Origin of the sequence: Janthinobacterium aestuarii (assembly GCF_051380835.1) — a bacterium.
Lineage (GTDB): Bacteria > Pseudomonadota > Gammaproteobacteria > Burkholderiales > Burkholderiaceae_D > Janthinobacterium > Janthinobacterium aestuarii.
Genome location: NZ_JBNYXU010000001.1, coordinates 1057207 through 1074622, shown reverse-complemented (window position 1 = coordinate 1074622; position 17416 = coordinate 1057207). Strand labels below are relative to the sequence as shown.

Annotated in this window: 15 protein-coding genes; 9 read left to right on the top strand and 6 right to left on the bottom strand. The window is 63.3% G+C overall.

Annotation, left to right across the window (positions count from 1 at the left end; all coding sequences use genetic code 11):
• Positions 1–229: 229 nt before the first annotated feature.
• Together ACQ4WO_RS04815 and ACQ4WO_RS04810 are read left to right on the top strand one after the other, a co-directional pair.
• A complete protein-coding gene (locus ACQ4WO_RS04815) occupies positions 230–3430 on the top strand; it encodes a DUF2339 domain-containing protein (protein ID WP_436480432.1) in 3201 nt (1066 codons plus the stop codon).
• Positions 3427–4887: a DUF3999 family protein gene (locus ACQ4WO_RS04810; RefSeq protein ID WP_436480431.1), complete on the top strand. Its 1461-nt coding sequence runs from the start codon at positions 3427–3429 to the stop codon at positions 4885–4887. The genes ACQ4WO_RS04815 and ACQ4WO_RS04810 overlap by 4 nt, the downstream gene beginning before the upstream one ends.
• A 43-nt stretch (positions 4888–4930) precedes the next feature.
• Here the strand turns inward: ACQ4WO_RS04810 and ACQ4WO_RS04805 are convergent, their stop codons facing one another.
• Positions 4931–5674: a helix-turn-helix domain-containing protein gene (locus ACQ4WO_RS04805; protein ID WP_436480430.1), complete on the bottom strand. Its 744-nt coding sequence runs from the start codon at positions 5672–5674 to the stop codon at positions 4931–4933.
• 160 nt (positions 5675–5834) lie between these two features.
• Between ACQ4WO_RS04805 and ACQ4WO_RS04800 the strand changes: the two genes are divergently transcribed.
• From ACQ4WO_RS04800 to ACQ4WO_RS04790, 3 genes are read left to right on the top strand one after another with little or no spacing between them, the layout of a single operon-like run.
• Entirely contained in the window at positions 5835–6257 is a 423-nt protein-coding gene (locus tag ACQ4WO_RS04800) for a hypothetical protein (protein WP_436480429.1), read from the top strand.
• A 24-nt stretch (positions 6258–6281) separates the two neighbouring features.
• Entirely contained in the window at positions 6282–6698 is a 417-nt protein-coding gene (locus ACQ4WO_RS04795) for a hypothetical protein (protein WP_436480428.1), read from the top strand.
• Between the two features lie 5 nt (positions 6699–6703).
• Complete coding sequence (locus tag ACQ4WO_RS04790; RefSeq protein WP_436480427.1) at positions 6704–7489, top strand: DUF2145 domain-containing protein; 786 nt, start codon at positions 6704–6706, stop codon at positions 7487–7489.
• A gap of 37 nt (positions 7490–7526) precedes the next feature.
• Here the strand turns inward: ACQ4WO_RS04790 and ACQ4WO_RS04785 are convergent, their stop codons facing one another.
• From ACQ4WO_RS04785 to ACQ4WO_RS04765, 5 genes are all read right to left on the bottom strand, one after another.
• Positions 7527–8600, bottom strand: coding sequence for an ABC transporter ATP-binding protein (locus tag ACQ4WO_RS04785; protein ID WP_436480426.1), 1074 nt, complete (start codon positions 8598–8600; stop codon positions 7527–7529).
• 22 nt (positions 8601–8622) lie between these two features.
• Positions 8623–10413: an ABC transporter permease gene (locus tag ACQ4WO_RS04780; RefSeq protein WP_436480425.1), complete on the bottom strand. Its 1791-nt coding sequence runs from the start codon at positions 10411–10413 to the stop codon at positions 8623–8625.
• Between the two features lie 69 nt (positions 10414–10482).
• Entirely contained in the window at positions 10483–11580 is a 1098-nt protein-coding gene (locus tag ACQ4WO_RS04775) for an ABC transporter substrate-binding protein (RefSeq protein ID WP_436480424.1), read from the bottom strand.
• A gap of 43 nt (positions 11581–11623) precedes the next feature.
• On the bottom strand, positions 11624–12619 hold the full coding sequence (locus tag ACQ4WO_RS04770; RefSeq protein ID WP_139091593.1) for a Bug family tripartite tricarboxylate transporter substrate binding protein: 996 nt from the start codon (positions 12617–12619) through the stop codon (positions 11624–11626).
• 4 nt (positions 12620–12623) lie between these two features.
• The gene (locus ACQ4WO_RS04765) at positions 12624–13685 is read right to left on the bottom strand and encodes a porin (protein WP_230517322.1); all 1062 of its coding nucleotides are present in this window, start codon (positions 13683–13685) and stop codon (positions 12624–12626) included.
• A 214-nt stretch (positions 13686–13899) separates the two neighbouring features.
• Here ACQ4WO_RS04765 and ACQ4WO_RS04760 point away from each other — a divergent pair, with 214 nt between their 5' ends.
• From ACQ4WO_RS04760 to ACQ4WO_RS04745, 4 genes are all read left to right on the top strand, one after another.
• Positions 13900–14622, top strand: a complete 723-nt coding sequence (locus ACQ4WO_RS04760) for a response regulator (protein ID WP_436480423.1) — start codon at positions 13900–13902, stop codon at positions 14620–14622.
• The gene (locus tag ACQ4WO_RS04755; RefSeq protein WP_436480422.1) at positions 14619–16112 is read left to right on the top strand and encodes a sensor histidine kinase N-terminal domain-containing protein; all 1494 of its coding nucleotides are present in this window, start codon (positions 14619–14621) and stop codon (positions 16110–16112) included. The genes ACQ4WO_RS04760 and ACQ4WO_RS04755 overlap by 4 nt, the downstream gene beginning before the upstream one ends.
• A gap of 168 nt (positions 16113–16280) precedes the next feature.
• Complete coding sequence (locus ACQ4WO_RS04750) at positions 16281–16844, top strand: porin (RefSeq protein WP_436480421.1); 564 nt, start codon at positions 16281–16283, stop codon at positions 16842–16844.
• A gap of 142 nt (positions 16845–16986) precedes the next feature.
• Positions 16987–17340 carry a ribonuclease E inhibitor RraB gene (locus ACQ4WO_RS04745; protein ID WP_083293510.1) on the top strand — a complete coding sequence of 118 codons (354 nt, stop codon included), beginning with the start codon at positions 16987–16989 and terminating at the stop codon, positions 17338–17340.
• The last annotated feature ends 76 nt before the right edge of the window (positions 17341–17416 follow it).

The following is a 17416-nucleotide window of genomic DNA, read 5'->3' as shown; positions in this document are numbered from 1 at the left end:
GGGGAACGGGCAATTAAGGAATTGCTAAAATACAGCACTATCTTGCGCACGACAATCTGAATGTCTTCATCTTGCTTGGCGTCAATACGGAAAGTGCCGCACCGCGCCATGCTGGCCCCGCACCTTGCTACTTTCCCCGGCACAACAAAAATCGCCTGTTTCTTGATAATAAGGTAATGTGCGCATACATCGGGCGTCTTCGCCCTGACCATCCAGGAAAGCTGCCCCCATGTTTGGATTGATAACGCTGTTTATCCTTGGCGTGCTGATCACCGGCTTCGTGCTGGTGCTGCAGTACCGCAGAAAAGTGGCCGATCTGGAATTGCTGACGGCGCGCCTGCGCAAGGAAGTCGACGGCATCCAGCAGCGCCTGCTAGCGCTGGAAGGCCGGGACGTAGCGCCAGCTGCCGCGCCTGCCGTGCCCGCAGCTGTCGCACCAGTAACAGTGCCGACTCCTGTTCCTGTTCCTGTTCCCGCGCCTGCACCGGCGCCGGTGCAGGTGTCGAAGGCGGCCGTGATCGAGCCGGTCGAGCTGTCAAAGGTCGCGCCGGCCGCTCCCGAGCCGCCGAAACCATCGCCGCCCACCCCGCCGGCTCCCGCCAAACCTGCTGCCGCCTCCAACACCCCGTCCTGGATCGCGCACCCGGACGGCCTCGTTGCCAAGGCGAAGAACTGGCTGTTTACCGGCAACCTGGTTGCCAAGCTGGGTTTGCTGATTCTGTTCCTCGGCGTCAGCTTCCTACTCAAATATGTGTCGGCGCAGGTCACGGTGCCCATCGAGTTGCGCCTGGCCGGCATCGCGCTGGCCGATATCGCCCTGCTGGCCTGGGCCTGGCGCATCCGCATCAAACGCCCCGGCATCAGCTTGCCGCTGCAGGGCACGGCCCTGGCGATATTGATGCTGGTGACGTTTGGCGCCTTCCGCCTGTATGAACTGATCCCGGCGGGGCTGGCGTTTGCCGTGCTGTTCGTGCTGACGGCGTTCACGTGCTTGCTGGCCGTGCTGCAAAACGCCGTCTGGCTGGCCGTCTTCGGCATCGTCGGCGGCTTTGCCGTGCCCCTGCTCGTGTCGACAGGCCGCGGCAACCATATCGGCCTGTTCAGCTATTACGCGCTGCTCAACGCGGGCGTCTTCGCCATCGCCCTGAAACGCGCCTGGCGCGTCCTGAATGTGCTGAGCTTTGGCTTTACCTTTGTCGTCGCCACCACCTGGGGCTTGCTGCGCTACACGCCCGAGCACTATCTGTCGACGCAGCTGTTCCTGATCCTGTTCGTGCTGTTCTACATCGGCATCGCGATTGCCTACTGCGCGCGCCAGGCGCCACGCCTCAAGCATTACGTGGATGGCACCCTCGTGTTCGGCACGCCGCTGGCGGCCATGGGCCTGCAATACGGTCTGGTCCGGCACTTCGAGTTCGGTCTGGCGTTTTCCGCGCTGGTCGCCGGCTTGACTTACACGGGACTGGCAGTCACCCTGTGGCGCCGCACAGGTTTCAAACTGCTGGCCGAAGCCTTCCTCGCGCTGGGCATCGTCTTCGGCACCTTGGCCATCCCGTTTGCCCTCGATGGCCGCTGGACGTCCGCCGCCTGGGCGCTGGAAGGCGCGGGCATCGTCTGGGTCGGCTTGCGCCAGCGCCAGACCCTGGCATGGGTCTTCGGCCTGCTGGTGCAGGGGGCCGCCTGGATTGCCTTCCTGATCGCCATGCAGGACCTCAATACGGCAGCGGCCCTGCAGGCCAACATCTGGCTCGGCTGCGCGCTGCTGGCCGCCGCCGCGCTGGTGATGGCCTACAATTTCCGCCGCCACGCCAGCCACTTGCATCCTGAGTTCATGAGCAGCCTGTCCGTGCTGTTCCTGACGGTCGCCACGGCCTGGCTGCTGGGCGGCATCTGGAGCGAAATCCTGCTGCGCACGGATGCCGCCACGCAATTGAACCTGCTGACCGTCAGCGCGCTGGCAGTGGCGGTCCTGCTGGCGGCGCTGGCGCGGCGCGAACAATGGCATGCGCCGCGCGCCCTGCTGCTGGCCGTACAGGTACTGGCCGGTATGGTCATGCTCAGCCGCGCCAGCTGGGCCTGGGACCAGCATCCGGCCAGCCTGTTCGACGGCTCCTTCCTCAGCGCCCTGCTGCTGGGCGCCGCCGCCTTTGCCAGCGCCCGCTTCCTTGCGCTGCGCGCGCGCGGCGGCGACGCGCTGCTGGCGCTGGCAGCGCGCCCCCTGCTGGTCTGGAGCGGCTTGCTGTGGTTTGCCGCCATCCTCGTGCCATTCACCAGCTGGCTGCTGCGCCTGATCGACGGCGACCTGAGCATGCAGCCGTACGCGGGCGAGCACTGGCTGGCGCTGTACCTGATCGCCGTGTCCGTCACGACACCCGTGTTCGCCATTGTGGCGCGGCGCCTCGACTGGCCGCAACTGCGCTGGTTCACCGTGGCCGCCTGGCTCGGCCTGGGACTGTGGAGCGCCAATATGCTACTGGCGCTGTACCTGCGCGACTATCTGCTGACGGGCTTGAGCTGGCTGGCCCTGGCCAGCGCGCTGGCAGCCGGCGAATACCTGCTGCGTGCCTGGCCAAAAGCCGGCTGGCAACTTGACGTGCGTGCGCTGCGCCTCTTGCATACCTTGCGCACGGCCGCGCCCTGGCTGATGCTGTGGCCGGTTGGCGCCATGCATGTCAACGCCTGGCTGGCACAGCATGAAGACAGCGTCAGCCCCGCCTGGGCCCGCTACTTGCCGGCCTGGGCCATGATGCTGGTGCTGGCCTGGCTGATCCACCGCTGCCGCGCGGGCGCCTGGCCGGTGACACCGATTGCCGAGTGGTACCAGCGCACCCTGATACCGCTGGGCGCGCTGTGGTCGCTGCTGCTGATCGCCGCCTGGAACATCTTCGACGACGGCGCCATGGCACCGCTGCCCTACTTGCCGCTACTCAATCCGCTGGACTTGAGCACCGGCTTTGCCGTGCTGCTGGCCATTGCCAGCTACCGCCTGCTGCCGGCGAAGCAGTTGCCGCTGCCCGCCCTGTGGCAGGCGCGCTTGCCCGTCGTAGCCGCGTGCTGCGTGTACGTGTGGTTCAACCTGATGCTGCTGCGCACGGTGTCGCATTACGTCGGCGTACCTTATACCTTCGACGCCATGCTGGCCTCGCAGTTCGTGCAAGCGATGCTGTCACTCGTGTGGAGCGTCACGGCCCTGCTGCTGATGCGCCACGCGGCGCGCCATCAACGGCGCCAGCAATGGAGCATGGGCGCCGTGCTGCTGGGGCTGGTCGTCGTGAAACTGTTCCTGATCGACCTGTCCAACGTGGGCGGCATCGAACGCATCGTATCCTTCGTGGGCGTGGGCTTGCTGATGGTCTTGATCGGCTACCTGGCGCCCTTCCCCAAGGCTGCCGCAGCAGCGCCAGCCGAACCGCAACAAGGAGCAGCATGAAAGTCTCATTGATCTGTTGCAACCTACTGGTGGCAGGCGCCGCGCTGGCAGCGCCTGGCCAGGAGCGGCCACAGGACTATCGCTGGAGCATCGCATTGACGCCGCAGCCCGGTGCCGGCCTGAGCCGCATAAGCGTCCCCACCGACGTGTACCTGCATGCGCGCTCGGCCAGCCTGGCCGACGTGCGCCTGTTCGACAGTACCGGCAAGCCGCTGGCCTTCGCCCTGACGGCCCCGCCCGCGCAATCGCGCACGCAGCGCGACACGCTTGCCATGCGCATCTTTCCCGTCACCGGCAAAAACATCGGCTACTACGAACTGGACAACGTGGATATCCGTATCGGCAATGACGGCCGCCTGCTGTCCGTCACGGCGCTTGGAGGCAGTACGCCCGATGCGGCGCCGGGCTTGCAAGGGCTGATCCTCGATGCGGGCCCGCCCGCCAAGGATAGCCGCATCGGCGCCCTGCAAATTACCTTGCCGCCAGGAACCGATAACTACAATGCGCAAGTACTGCTGGAAGTCAGCGACGACCTGAAGCAATGGGATGCCATCGCCACCACCACGCTGAATTGGCTGCGCAACAGCGACACGCAAACCCTGGCCAACGACCGCATCGAATTCGCGCCGCGTGCCTTCCGCTATGCGCGGCTGAGCTGGCAGTACGGCAATCCCATCACTTTCGCCGGCATCGCCGCGCAGCAGGTCAGTGTCACGGCCCTTGCCCTGCCACGCGCCACTATCACGCTGAAGGGGACGACAGGCAAGAGTATCGACGAGCGCCTGTATGCCACGCCGATCGCGATTCCCGCCGACAGCATCGGCTTGCAGCTGGCTGAGGGCAACACGTCCATGCCCGTTACTCTGGGCGTGTATCACCCGGCAAGCGAAGCGCCGCGCCAGCGCCTGCATCTGGGCCCGCGAGCGCGCGCCACGCAGGCCGCCGAATTCGAACCACTGCTCCACACGACGTTCTACCGTATCAACATGGATGGCAAGGAACGGGTCTCCGGTGACTTGTCCATACCCGTAGTGCAAACGGCGCAATGGGTGCTCCGGCCGCAATATCACAGCGGCACGAACCCGAACCTCAACTCCGTCTTGCGCCTGGGATGGACACCGGCAAGCCTGGTGTTCCTGGCCAGCGGCAAGGGGCCGTATCAACTGGTCTTCGGCAGGAATGGTGCAACGCCAGCAGCGTTGCCGCTGTCGCAGGTCGCGCCTGGCTTCACGCAAGAGGAATTGCTGGCGCTGCCTGTCCCCACGGCAGCCAAGGTGGTGGCGCTGACCAGCGACGCTCCCATCGAGAAGACGCCGGACGGCGCAGGCTTGCGCTTGGCCGCACTATGGACCGCACTCCTGCTGGGCGTGGCCGTGCTGGGCTTTTTCGCCTGGCGTTTGCTGTCGCAGATGAAAGAGGAACACGGCAGTACCCAAGGCAGTACCGACAAGCAGTAACCTTAGCCACAACATTCACCGCTTGAGCGCGCTACTCGCCGGCTCACTGCCGCAGCAACGCCTTGAACGTCTGCGGCATCCAGGGACGTGCCGCCAGCATGAAGCTGATAGCCAGGCGCTCGTTGCCAGGCAGGCGCGCGTCTTCCTGGTGTTGCTGCGAGAATTCCACGGCCACTTGCTTCAGGCGTTCCAGCAAGGCGGCCGTGGATTTTTTCGACAGCATCACGTTCACAAGGCGCAGCAATTCCGTCTCGCCATCGAACTGCGAATTCAAATAGTCGCCATAGGCTTCCTTTTTGAAATACGTATGGATGGGGCCATTCGGTATCCACGCAAACGTGCGGGCCACAAGCAGTTTGACCCGGTTATTCGGCAGCAGTTCCAGAAAACCGATCTTGTCGAGACGCAGCAGGTATTTCACGGCTTGCGCTTCGCTGATGTCGTAGATGGCGACGATCTGTTCCAGCGGCAGCAGGTTCAGGGCGGAGACGGCCACCACGAACAGCCGGGTGTCCTCGATGATTTCCTTTTCCTGCGCATACGTCAGCCCCGTGATCAGGGTGGGCGCGGCCTGGGCTGACTGCACGGCCAGCGCCAGCTGCTGGAAATCGCTGCCGATGGCCACCAGGATCTGGTCCAGCCGTTGCAGGGTAAATTGCTTCTGCCAAAACATCCGCTTGACGCTGGCTTCGGACACGCCGATGCGCTGGGCCAGCTCGGCATACGTGACGGAACGCGCTTTCAACAGGCGTTTCAAGGCTTCGATCAAGGCGTGGGTTTGCGGCATGCACTTCCTTTATAAAAAAAGCATCGATTCTGGCGGCAGAAAAGTAGCGCAATATGCTACCTGCGGTATGCCTTCCCGCTACGAGTAGCGTATTCATTGACCAATTGCCCACAGTCTACAATGATGGCGTTGCCACTTGGCACACTTGAAGGAGAAACACATGAAACGCCTGCTGCCCCTCTGCTTGTCCCTGTCGCTGTTGACGCTCTCCGTGGCCGCTCCCGGCCTGGTCCACGCCGCCGCCTCCGAGAATCTGTCGAAAGGCTCGCAAAACCTCAGCGACGGTTCCGCCGTCGTCGTCGCCGGTTCCATGTCGATGCTGGTCGCCTCCGGCCAGGTAGTGGTTGCCAGCGTGGAAACGGTGGGCGAAGGCATCGTCATCGTGCTCAAGGGCGCCTCCGAAGCGGGTGGCGCCTCTATCCAGATGAGCGGGCAAGCGGCCAGGGGCCTGTCGCTGGCGGCCGGCACCGTGGTCAATGTGGTGGCGATGTCCACCGGCCATATGCTGGTTCTTTCCGGCAAGGCCATCGCCTTCATCCCGAACGAACTGGGCAAGGCGCTGCTGCACCACTCCAAAGTGTAATCACCAATAAAGAACGGAAATCCCATGAAACATCTGCTCGCCACCGCCCTGCTGTGCGCCGCCACCATGGCGCCGCTGGCCCAGGCCGCCAACTCCGACACCACCAACGCCTCCGATAACGCCAGCATGGCCTCGGCCATCGTATTGGTCGGTTCCATGTCGGCGCTGGCCGCTGCCGGTGAAATCGTCATCGACAAGGTGGAAGACGCGGCCGACGGCAGCGTCCTCGTGCTCAAAAGCACAGCCAGGGGCGCCTCGCAGGCGGCCACGGCCTCCGTCAAGCTGAGCCAGAAGGCTGCGCAAGGCCTGTCGCTGGCGGCCGGTACGGTAGTCAAGGTGGTGGCCGTCTCGACGGGACACATGCTGGTGCTGTCGGGCAAGGCCATCGCCTATGTGCCGAATGCGGCCGGCCAGGCCATCCTCCACCATTCGAAAGCGTGAACCCCATGAAACGCCTGACCGCGATGTTCATCAGCCTGGCCCTGGCCGGTACCGCCCATGCGGGACGCTCGTGCGAAGAAAAGCAAACGGACGCGACCACTCTCGTCAAATCGATGGATCTGGCGCAAAAGACCTTGCAGGCGCTCGACGCTTCGGGCGCGCAAGTGGCGCTGCTGGCGCGCGCCGGGCAAGACCTGTCAAAGTACAATTTGCGCTATTCGCACATGGCGCTGGCCTGGCGCGACCACCCGAAAGGCCGCTGGCTGGTGGTGCATGAACTCAACGAATGCGGCACGGCGCAATCGTCGCTGTACAACGAAGGCTTGGGCAATTTCTTCATGGACGATGTGTTCATGTATGAAACCCTGATTCTCGTTCCCGGCCAGGATACGCAGCAGCAACTGGTGCGCCTGCTGACGTCGAACACGCCCAAGCGCCTGCATGAGCCGCACTACAATATGCTGGCCTACCCGTTTTCCACCAAGTACCAGAATTCGAACCAGTGGGTGCTGGAAACCCTGGCCGCTGCCAGCAACGAGCCTGGCAAGATCGAAACGCGTGCCGAAGCGCAAGGCTGGCTGCGCAGCGCCAGCTACGCTCCGCAAACGCTGAGCATCCCCGCCGCCACGCGCCTGGGCGCGCGCATGTTCCGCGCGAATATCGCGTTCGACGATCACCCGTTCGAGCGCCGCATGACGCGCCAGATCGACGTCGTCACCGTCGACTCCATCGTGCGCTTCATGCGCCAGCGCGAGCCGAAGGCGCAGGAGATCGTCGTGCGGGGGAATTAAGCAGGGCGAGGCGGCCAGGGTGGCCACCTCGTCACCGTTAAAACACCCAGAGCTTATCGGCCGGCATGTGCAGCCAGTACTTGCCCGCTTCGAGCTTGTGGCGCGAGTACGCGCGCAGGCTGATGTTCTCGGCGCCACCGCGCTCGAACAGGCATTCCCAACGGTCGCCCAGGTACATGCAGGTCAGCAGCGGCAGCTCGATGGCGTTGTCCACCTGCGCGGCGCTGATCTTCACTTCCTCGACGCGTATCATGGTCGTCACTTCCGTGCCCACGTTGGCGCCGCGCGCCACGCCCTGCATGGAGGCGCCATCGACCAGCAGGCGCACCTGACTGCCTTCGCGCTGCACCACCTTGCCGGGCAAGCGGTTGTTACTGCCCATGAATTCGGCCGTGAACAGGGTATCCGGCGTTTCATACATGCTTTGCGGCGTGCCCTGCTGCTCGATCTTGCCGTTATTGAGCAGCAAAATGCGGTCGGAAATGGCCATCGCCTCGCCCTGGTCATGCGTCACCATCAGCGCGGACAGGCCCAGGCGCACGATCAGTTCGCGCAGGAAGGCGCGCGCTTCCTCGCGTAGCTTGGCGTCCAGGTTCGACAGCGGTTCGTCGAGCAGGATCACGGGCGGGTTGTACACCAGCGCACGGGCGATCGCCACGCGCTGCTGCTGGCCGCCGGACAGCTGGTGCGGATAGCGCTCGCCCAGGTGGCCCAGTCCCAGCTGCGTCAACACTTCCTTGATGCGCGCGGCGATTTCCGTGCTGCCCATCTTGCGCAATTTGAGGCCATAGGCGACGTTGTCGAACACGGTCTTGTGCGGCCACAGCGCGTACGACTGGAACACCAGTCCCAGGTTGCGGTGCTCGGCCGGCATTTCGAAATGCTTCGCGCCGTCGAAGACATTGCGCTCGCCGATCTCGATCGTGCCCGCCTTCGGGCTTTCCAGCCCGGCGACGGCGCGCAGCAAGGTGGTCTTGCCGCTGCCCGAAGGCCCCAGCAGGGCGACCACTTCGCCTTTTTTCAGGTGCATCGAGACACCCTTCAGTATCTGGTTGGCGGAGGCGCCGGTGCCGTAGTCCAGGTACAGCTCATTGACGGTCAATTCATTCATGATGTGGTCTCAGTCTTTGTATTTAGTTATGCAACTTCACGCCGAAGCGCAGCGCGATGCCCAGGCCGATGGCCACCAGGGTGATATTGATGAAAGACAGCGCCGCCACCAGGTCGGTCGAGCCGCCCGCCCACAGCGATACCAGCATGGCGCCGATCACCTCCGTGCCCGGCGACAGCAGGTACACGCCCGTCGAATATTCGCGCTCGAAGATCAGGAACACCATCAGCCAGGCGCCCAGCAAGCCGTATTTGATCAGCGGCAGGGTCACGTCGCGCGTCACCTGGCCACGGTTGGCGCCGACGGCGCGCGCCGCCTCTTCCAGTTCCGGCCCCACTTGCAGCAGCGCGGTGGAAATCAAACGCATGCCGTAGGCCATCCACACCACCGAATACGCGAGCCACAGGGCGAAGATCGTCGAGCGCACTTCGCGCAGCACCGGGATCACATGGCCGCTCAGCCACAGGGCCACGCCGTTGTCCGTGCCTTTCAATATGCCGTCGAGCCAGGCCGGTACGAACAGGAACACCCACAGGAACGACAGGCCTGCGAGCAAACCCGGCACGGCGCGCGGCACCAGCACGCTGTAATCGAGCAGGCGCGTGACGCCGTCCTGCTTGCGGTGCATGGCCAGCGCGATGAAGCTGTAGCAGCCCACGGCCAGCGCGCCGCCAACGACGCCGATCAGGATCGTGTTGACGATGCCGCGCACCAGCGATGGCTGGTCGAAAATATCGCGGAAATGCTGCAGGGTCAGCACGTCGGCCAGGTGCACGCCCTCGCCCCAGTACTGCACGAAGGAGCGCAGCACGATGCCCGTCAGCGGCAGGATGATGGTGAAGATCAGCCAGCCCGCCAGCAAGGCAAACGCCAGCCACTTCCAGCGACCCAGCGGCATGGCCTTGCTGCGCGCGCCCTTGCCCTTGATCGACACATATTTGTTGGCGGACTTGAGCAGCCAGCGCTGGATCATCACCAGCGGCATGGTCACCATCACCAGGCAGACGGCAACGGCGGCCATCAGGTGGTACGACGGCGTGCCCAGTTTATTCGTCAGCTTGTACAGATAGGTCGGCAGCACCAGGTGGCCTTCCGGATCACCGAGCACCAGCACCAGGCCGAATACTTCGAAGCCGAGGAAGAACACCAGCACGCCCGCATACGCCAGCGCCGGCATGATCATCGGCAGCGACACGTTCAGCATGACCTGCACCGGTGAAGCGCCGGCCACGCGGGCCGCTTCTTCCACGTCCGAACCCAGGCTTTTCAGGGCCGACGAGGCATACAGGTAGACGTGCGGCACGTGCGTCAGGCCGGCGATGATGACGATGCTGGTGAAGGAATAAATATTCCAGGGCACGAAGCCGAACAGCTCCTTGGCCCAGACCGAGTAGAAGCCCACGGGCCCCATCGACACGACGTAGCCAAAACCCATCACCATCGGCGAGACAAAGATCGGCACCAGCAGCATGGGTGCCACCCAGCCGCGGCCAGGCAAGTCGGTGCGCACCATCAGGAAGGCCAGCATGCCGCCCAGCGGCACGGCAATGACGGTCAGGCCGCAAGCGAGCATCAGGCCATTCTTGAAGGCCATCGAGAAATCGGGATCATCGAAGATGAAACGGTAAGAGTCAAAGCCGAATTCGCGCACCGGCATGAAAAACGGCGCGTTCAAAAAGCTCTGGTAAAAAATCAGGAACAGCGGCAGGAAAATGGCGACCATGGTGATCGCCACGACCACGCCGCGCGGCCAGTTCAGGCGCGACAAGGGAGAGCGCGACCGTGCAGGCAGCGGCAAGATAGCAGTTTGCATGATGAATCCAATGAATGAAGGGTACGGCATCCGTCCGCGGGCACGCGCCTGCGGACGGCCAGGACGGCGTTACTTCTTGCCGGCTGTTTCTTTCCATTGTTTGAGGAATGCCATGCGCTTGGCAGGTCCCAGGAATTGCAGGATGATCGGGTGCACCGGTACCGGCTTGATGTTGGCCGCGCCGATTTCCTTGATCAGGTCCGCCGAGGTGGTCTCGCCCGTGACATCGGCCCGAATCGCGTACAGCTTGGCGCCGTTCGAGATGATGGTCTGGCCGCGGTGCGACAGGATGTAGTCGAGCCACAGCTTGCTGGCGTTGACGTTCTTCGCGTTCTTGTTGATGAACTGCACGCGCGACAGGATCAGGGTGTAATCCTTGGGCAGCACCACGCCGATCGACGGGTCGGTCTTGGCGCGCACCAGGGCATAAGAGCCCAGCACGTTATAGCCGATCAGGTTTTCGCCCGACGAAATACGCTCCATCATGGTGCCCGTCGACGACTGCACGCGCACCTTGGCCGTACCAAACGCGTTTTGCAGCGCCAGGAACTGCGGATATTCCTTCGCATCCTGCGACATGAACATGAAGCCCACGCCCGACTTTTCGATGTCGTAGGTGGTGACCTTGTCCTTGAATTTCGGCGTGGCGATCAGCTTGACGAAGTCGTCGTGGTTCTTCGGCACTTCCTTGGGATCGAGCAAACGCTTGTTGTAGACGATGGCGGCAGGCTCGAACGTGGTACCGTAAGCCTGGTCATCCCACATGGCCCAGCCGGGGATCTTGGACGCTTCGACCGACTTGTATTTCAGGGCGTAGCCGTCCGAGGCCAGGCGCATCTGCAAGTCCATCGCCGACGACCACATCACGTCGGCCGTGTTGCCGCCGGCGGCCACTTCGGAAATGAAGCGGTTATACACTTCCGTCGAATTCATGTCGTTGTATTCGACCGAGATGCCCGGATACAGGGCGCTGAAATCCTTGATCAGCGGCGCGGCGGCCTTGCTGTCGGTGGCGCTGTAGATCACCACCTTGCCTTCCTTCTTGGCCGCGTCGATGATCTTCTGGTAGTCGGCCGGATAACCTGCCGGCACCTGCGCGAAAGCGGCGCCGGTGGTGCCCGCGAAAGCTGCTGCCAGGGCGATGGCGAGAATGGTCTTGGTTTGCATGGTTTGTCTCCGTCTGTGATTGTTGTATGGTTTGCTCTTGGATTCAGCGCATCAGGCCCAATTCGGCCGCCTGCCTGGAGTAGCGTTCGACTGCCTGGTTCACGTACTGCGTCAATTTGTCGCCCGTCAGCGCGAACGGATACATGCCCGATTGCGTGCGCCACTGGGCAAACTGCGGCGTGGCCATCGCACGGTCGAACGTGGCCACCCAGCGCTGGTAATCCGCCTCCGGCACCTGTGGCCCCATCCACAGGCCGCGGATGATGGGCCAGACCACGTCGATGCCCTGTTCGCGCGCCGTCGGCACGCTGGCCAGCACGCCGGGCAGGCGCTTTTCCGACAGCACCGCTAGCACGCGCGCATGGTTCTGGCCCGCGTTCAGGGTCGCTTCCGACGTATCGCCCGACATCACCTGCACGTAATCGGCCTGCATCGCCGTGAAGATCTCACCGCCGCCCTCCAGCGCCACGAAGCGCAGCACTTTCGGGTCGATGCCGGCCTTGCGCGCCACCAGCGCCATCTTCAGCCAGTCCTGGCTGCCGATGGTGCCGGACACGCCGATCAGCACCTTGTCGGGGTGGCGCTTGAGCGCGGCGATCAGGTCGGCCAGGCTCTTGTAGGGCGAGTCGTTGCGCACGGCGATCATGCCGTAGTCGGCGCCCAGCGCCGCCACCCAGCGCACGTCGCCCGTCTTGGCGTTGCCGAACTTGCCTTGCGCCAGGTTCAGCAACGAGCCGCCCGAAAACACCACCAGGGTGTTGGCTTCGGCACGCCGGCGCTGCGAACCCATCGAACGCCACGCCACCGCGCCGATGCCGCCCGGCAGATAGCTGATGCGCACCGAGGACGCGAACGGCGCTGCCGCCGCCGGATCGGACTGCAGCAAGCCTTTCTGCGCCAGCTTGCAGGTCAGGTCCATGGCGCCGCCCGGCTTGGACGGCACCACGCAGTCGACTTCAGGCGCGGCGGCCGTTGCCAGCGCCGGCAGCAGCGCGGACAACAACAGCAGCGACAGGAACACGGTGCGCAGCATGGTCATGCCCTTAGAAGCGGTGCTGGATGCCGGCGATCAGGCCACGCTGCGTGTCGCCGAAACCGGCGTCGTCACGCGACAGGCTGACCAGCTGGTTGTGCTTGGCCTTGGCATAGGCGCCGGCCACATACAGGTCGGTGCGCTTGGACAGGGCATAGCGCACGCGCGCCACGTACATGATCGGATCGGCATCGAGGTTGGCCGCCACGTTTTTCACGTCCTGGTAGTAGATCACGCCCGTCAGGGTGATGACCGGCGTGGTCTTGTAGCTGACGCCGCCCCAGTACAGGGTGCCGCGCACGTCGGCCTTGCCGCCTGCAGCAGGATCGAGCTTGTAGTCGCGCGCCGCCGCCTGCACTTTCCACGGGCCGTCGTCGTACATGGCGCCCAGGTGGTAGACCGTGGTCTTGTCGCGCGCGCCGCCGGCGATAGTGTTGCCGTTCACCTGTTCATACGTGGCCAGCAGGCTGACAGGACCCGTCTTGTAGGTGACGGCAGTCGACAGCTTGGCGCTGTCCGAGCTGCCCGTCGACTGTTCGCCGAAGCCGTACGATGCGCCGTAGCTGAAGCCGCCCGTCTTGCCCGAGTACTTGACCATATTGTCGAAGGCCGTCGTCATGCCGTATTTGCTCGGACCCGTCGCGTTGGCCGAAGTGGCCCACGAGTAGAACGGCGCATAGGCCATCGGATCGAACGGCAGCACGAAGTCGTACACGGTGGTGAACGAGCGTCCCAGCACGACGCGGCCAAACGCGCCTTCCAGGCCCACGTTGGCCTGGCGCTTGAACAGCGCGCCGTCGGCCGCGCCCGTGTCGACGAGGATGCCGCCTTCCAGATTGAAGACTGCTTTCAGGCCGCCGCCCAGGTCTTCGCTGCCCAGGATGCCCCAGCGCGAAGTGTTCATGCCGCCGGAGCTCACCTGCGTCATCGAGCTTTTGTTCGGACCGGCGTTGCTGGTGTTGCTGATGCCGGCGTCAAGACGGCCGTACAGGGTGACGTTCGACTGGGCGTGGGCGCTGCCGGCTGCGGCGAGTACCGCCATGGCGGCCAGCGAGAATGCAGTTTTCTTCATGTAGAGTGTCTCCCTTAGATATAGTTATTAGTGATATGCCTGATCAATTTCATGAATCAGGATCACACTATATGATCGCGATCCTTTCAATTCGCTTTCAGACTGACAGGTGTCGCCGGCCAGCCACAGGCAATACCAACAAATTCATTGCGGCCCCTGTCGGCGGCGTGCCGACAGGCTTACACTGCACCCATTCAAACGAATGGCGGAGACCATGCGCATATTATTAGTGGAAGACCATCTGGAGCTGTCGCACTGGCTGGCAAAGGCCCTGCGCGACGCGCACCTGACGGTGGAGACAGCCCACAACGGCGCCGATGCCGACGCCCTGCTGCATACGCAGGAATATTCATTGGTGCTGCTCGACCTGACCTTGCCGAAGATGGACGGCCTGGACGTGCTGCGCCGCCTGCGCGCGCGCGGCGGCACGCGCGGCAAGACTCCCGTCATGATACTCACGGCGCGCGGCGGCCTCGATGAAAAAGTGCAGGGCCTGAACCTGGGCGCCGACGACTACATGGCCAAGCCGTTCGAACTGGCCGAACTGGAAGCGCGCGTAAAGGCCCTGCTGCGCCGCAGCCAGGGCAACGAAGCGCTCGTGCACACCTGCGGCGCCCTCAGTTTCGACACCGTCACGCGCATGTTCAGCTATGCCGGCGCGGCGCTGGCCCTGACGCCGCGCGAACACGCGGTGCTCGAAGCGCTGATCACGCGTTCGGGCCGCGCCGTCTCGAAGGAAAAGCTGTTCGACGAAGTCTTCGCGCTGGCAGACGACGCCAACCTGGACGCCATCGAACTGTATATCCACCGCGTGCGCAAAAAGCTCGAGAACGGCGTCGAAAGCGGTTCGCCCGACGGTGCCGTCATCACCACCCTGCGCGGCATCGGCTACCTGCTGCAGCCGCGCAGCGCGATGGCACCGGCCGCGTCAAAATGACCGCACGCGCCCCAAGCCAGCCCCTGCTCGAGCGCCTGCGCCGGCGCTGGGCGCAGGGCCGGCCGCTGGGCAGCCTGCGCAGCCAGCTGCTGCGCTGGCTGCTCATCCCGTTGGTGATGCTGGTGCTGCTCGATGCCGTTTTTGTCTACCGCAACGCGCTCGACGCGGCCGACATGGCCTACGACCGCTCCTTGCTGGCGTCGACGCGGGCGCTGGCCGAAAGAGTCTCCATCGTCAATGGCAAGGTGGTGGCCGAAGTGCCTTACGTGGCGCTCGACAGCTTCGAGACCGACACCCTGGGCCGCATCTACTACAAGGTCACGGGCATCAACGGCGAGCTGGTATCGGGCTATGGCGACTTGCCGCCCGTGCCGAAAAACGTGCCCCGCTCGCAGAATTATCCGGCCCTGGTGCGCTTCTACCACGCCGACTATCACGGCAAGCCGATCCGCATCGCCGCCCTGCTGCAGCCCGTGTATGACGACTCGATGCGCGGCATCGCCCTGATCCAGGTGGCAGAAACGCTGGACGCGCGGCGCGGCCTGTCGAACCAGATCCTGTTCGATACCCTGATCTGGCAGGCCGCGATGATACTGGTAATGGGCGCCCTCGTGTGGTTTGCCGTGCGCCTGGTGCTGCGCCCGCTGATGCGCCTGAAAACGGAAGTCGAGACGCGCACCCTGTCCGACCTGTCCGACGTCGATCCCACGCTGGTGCACAAGGAAATGCGCCCGCTGGTGAGCGCCATGAACGGCGCCATGTCGCGCCTGCAGCAGCTGATCGCCAGCCAGCGCCGCTTCATCGCCGATGCTTCGCACCAGCTGCGCACCCCGTTGACGGTGCTGAAAACCCAGGCCGAACTGGCCATGCGCGAATGCGACCGCCAAGCGGGCGCGCCGCCGGACATCGCCGCCCTGCGCGACATCGTGCGCTCGATCGCCGTCACCACCGATTCGACCGTGCTGCTGGCCAACCGCCTCCTGACCCTGGCGCGCATCGAGCATGGCGGCGAGAATCTGGCCATGGACACCGTCGCGCTGCGCGACATGGCGCAGCAGGTGGGACTGGAAATGGCGATGGCCGCCGTCGCCAAAAATATCGACCTGTCGCTGGAAGCGCCCGACGAAGCGCCCGTGCATGGCCAAGCCCTGCTGCTGCATGAGCTGGTGGCCAACCTGGTCGACAACGCCCTGCGCTACACGCCACCGGGCGGCAGCGTGATCCTGCGCGTACGCGTGGGCGGCCATGCAAACGAAACGGTGCTGGAAGTTGAAGACAGCGGCGCCGGCATTCCGCCAGCGGAACGCGAACGCGTGTTCACGCCGTTCTACCGGGTCGGCGCCGCGCTCGAGAGCAACCCGGGCGGCGCCGGGCTGGGCCTGGCAATCGTTCGCGACATCGCCGCCCTGCACGGCGCCCGCCTGGAACTGGCGACGGCGGCGAATGGACATGGCTTGAAGGTGAGCGTGCATTTCAGCGGCGGCGCATGAGGCGTTGCACAGATATGTCTTCGACATTCAATGTTGCACAAAAACAACGAATAATCTATTTGTAATATTTTTTAAATAATTGCCTTACGTAAACATATTCATCCCTATACAATTCGGCTCCCATTAAGCGGCGGGACAGTCCCTCCGCATTAATTATCTAGGATGAATATGAAAAAGCAATTGTTTGCAGTAATCGTAGGCGCTGCCCTGGCATTCCCATTGTTCGCGCAAGCTGAAGGCATCTACATCGGCGGTAACGTCGGCCGTTCGGAATTGAAACTGACCGTTGAAGGCGAAGGTTCGGGCAAAGAAAACAAAACCGGCTATAAAGCTTATGCTGGCTACGATTTCACCCCTAATTTCGGCGCAGAAGCCGGATACGTCAATTTCGGCAAAGTAAAAGATAGCGACGATGGCGCATCTGCCAGCCTGAAAACCAGCGCCTTCTACGTCGCTGCAACCGGCACCCTGCCACTGAACGCCGAATTCTCGCTGTTCGCCAAGGCCGGTGTTACGCAAAATCGCACCAAAGTCAGCGCCAACGCTGGCAATTTCAGCGTCAGCGGTTCGAAAAACAAAACCGCTGCCCTGTTTGGCATCGGCGCTGCTTACAATATCAATAAAAACCTGTCGGCTGTTGCGGAATATGAAAACTTCGGCAAGACGCTGAGCGAAGACGGCGCAAAACTGAAAGCCGATCTGCTGTCCGTCGGCCTGCGTTATAAATTCTAATTCAGGCATCGCCTGTTAGAATCAAGCCAGTCATTGGCTTTTAAAGAAAACCGGCGCATGCGCCGGTTTTTTTATGGCTGCATGGTATATGGCGAGCGGCGGTGCTACTATCACGCCCTGAGAATTTAAGGAAGGCAGCGCCATGATGACCAAAGACGACGTAACCGAACTGTTTGCCAATATCGCCGAGAACGCGCCGTGGGACTTGTCCCAGCCGCTGCTGTGGGGCTATTACTTTACCAACCCGACCTCCGAGCCGCTGGAACAGGCCGCCACCCTGCTGGCGCTGCAGGGCTACCGGCCCGTGGAACTGTACCAGCCCGAGCTCGACGATCCGGCGGCACCGCCCGTGTGGGTGCTGCACGTGGAAAAGGCCGAAGTGCATGGCGTCGACAGCCTGCACGCGCGCAATGGCGAACTGATGGCGTTTGCGCAGGACAACCAGCTGGCCAGCTATGACGGCATGGACGTGGGCCCGGTCGGTACGGCGGCGTAGGTCGGATTAGGTCCGAAGGACCGTAATCCGACAATATTGTTGGCACGGCCGGTGGTGATGTCGGATTACGCTGTGC

Coding starts and splice junctions, on each gene's coding strand:
- ACQ4WO_RS04815 (WP_436480432.1), top strand. CDS start 230: ATGTTTGGATTGATAACGCTGTTTATCCTTGGCGTGCTGATCACCGGC.
- ACQ4WO_RS04810 (WP_436480431.1), top strand. CDS start 3,427: ATGAAAGTCTCATTGATCTGTTGCAACCTACTGGTGGCAGGCGCCGCG.
- ACQ4WO_RS04805 (WP_436480430.1), bottom strand. CDS start 5,674: ATGCCGCAAACCCACGCCTTGATCGAAGCCTTGAAACGCCTGTTGAAA.
- ACQ4WO_RS04800 (WP_436480429.1), top strand. CDS start 5,835: ATGAAACGCCTGCTGCCCCTCTGCTTGTCCCTGTCGCTGTTGACGCTC.
- ACQ4WO_RS04795 (WP_436480428.1), top strand. CDS start 6,282: ATGAAACATCTGCTCGCCACCGCCCTGCTGTGCGCCGCCACCATGGCG.
- ACQ4WO_RS04790 (WP_436480427.1), top strand. CDS start 6,704: ATGAAACGCCTGACCGCGATGTTCATCAGCCTGGCCCTGGCCGGTACC.
- ACQ4WO_RS04785 (WP_436480426.1), bottom strand. CDS start 8,600: ATGAATGAATTGACCGTCAATGAGCTGTACCTGGACTACGGCACCGGC.
- ACQ4WO_RS04780 (WP_436480425.1), bottom strand. CDS start 10,413: ATGCAAACTGCTATCTTGCCGCTGCCTGCACGGTCGCGCTCTCCCTTG.
- ACQ4WO_RS04775 (WP_436480424.1), bottom strand. CDS start 11,580: ATGCAAACCAAGACCATTCTCGCCATCGCCCTGGCAGCAGCTTTCGCG.
- ACQ4WO_RS04770 (WP_139091593.1), bottom strand. CDS start 12,619: ATGACCATGCTGCGCACCGTGTTCCTGTCGCTGCTGTTGTTGTCCGCG.
- ACQ4WO_RS04765 (WP_230517322.1), bottom strand. CDS start 13,685: ATGAAGAAAACTGCATTCTCGCTGGCCGCCATGGCGGTACTCGCCGCA.
- ACQ4WO_RS04760 (WP_436480423.1), top strand. CDS start 13,900: ATGCGCATATTATTAGTGGAAGACCATCTGGAGCTGTCGCACTGGCTG.
- ACQ4WO_RS04755 (WP_436480422.1), top strand. CDS start 14,619: ATGACCGCACGCGCCCCAAGCCAGCCCCTGCTCGAGCGCCTGCGCCGG.
- ACQ4WO_RS04750 (WP_436480421.1), top strand. CDS start 16,281: ATGAAAAAGCAATTGTTTGCAGTAATCGTAGGCGCTGCCCTGGCATTC.
- ACQ4WO_RS04745 (WP_083293510.1), top strand. CDS start 16,987: ATGATGACCAAAGACGACGTAACCGAACTGTTTGCCAATATCGCCGAG.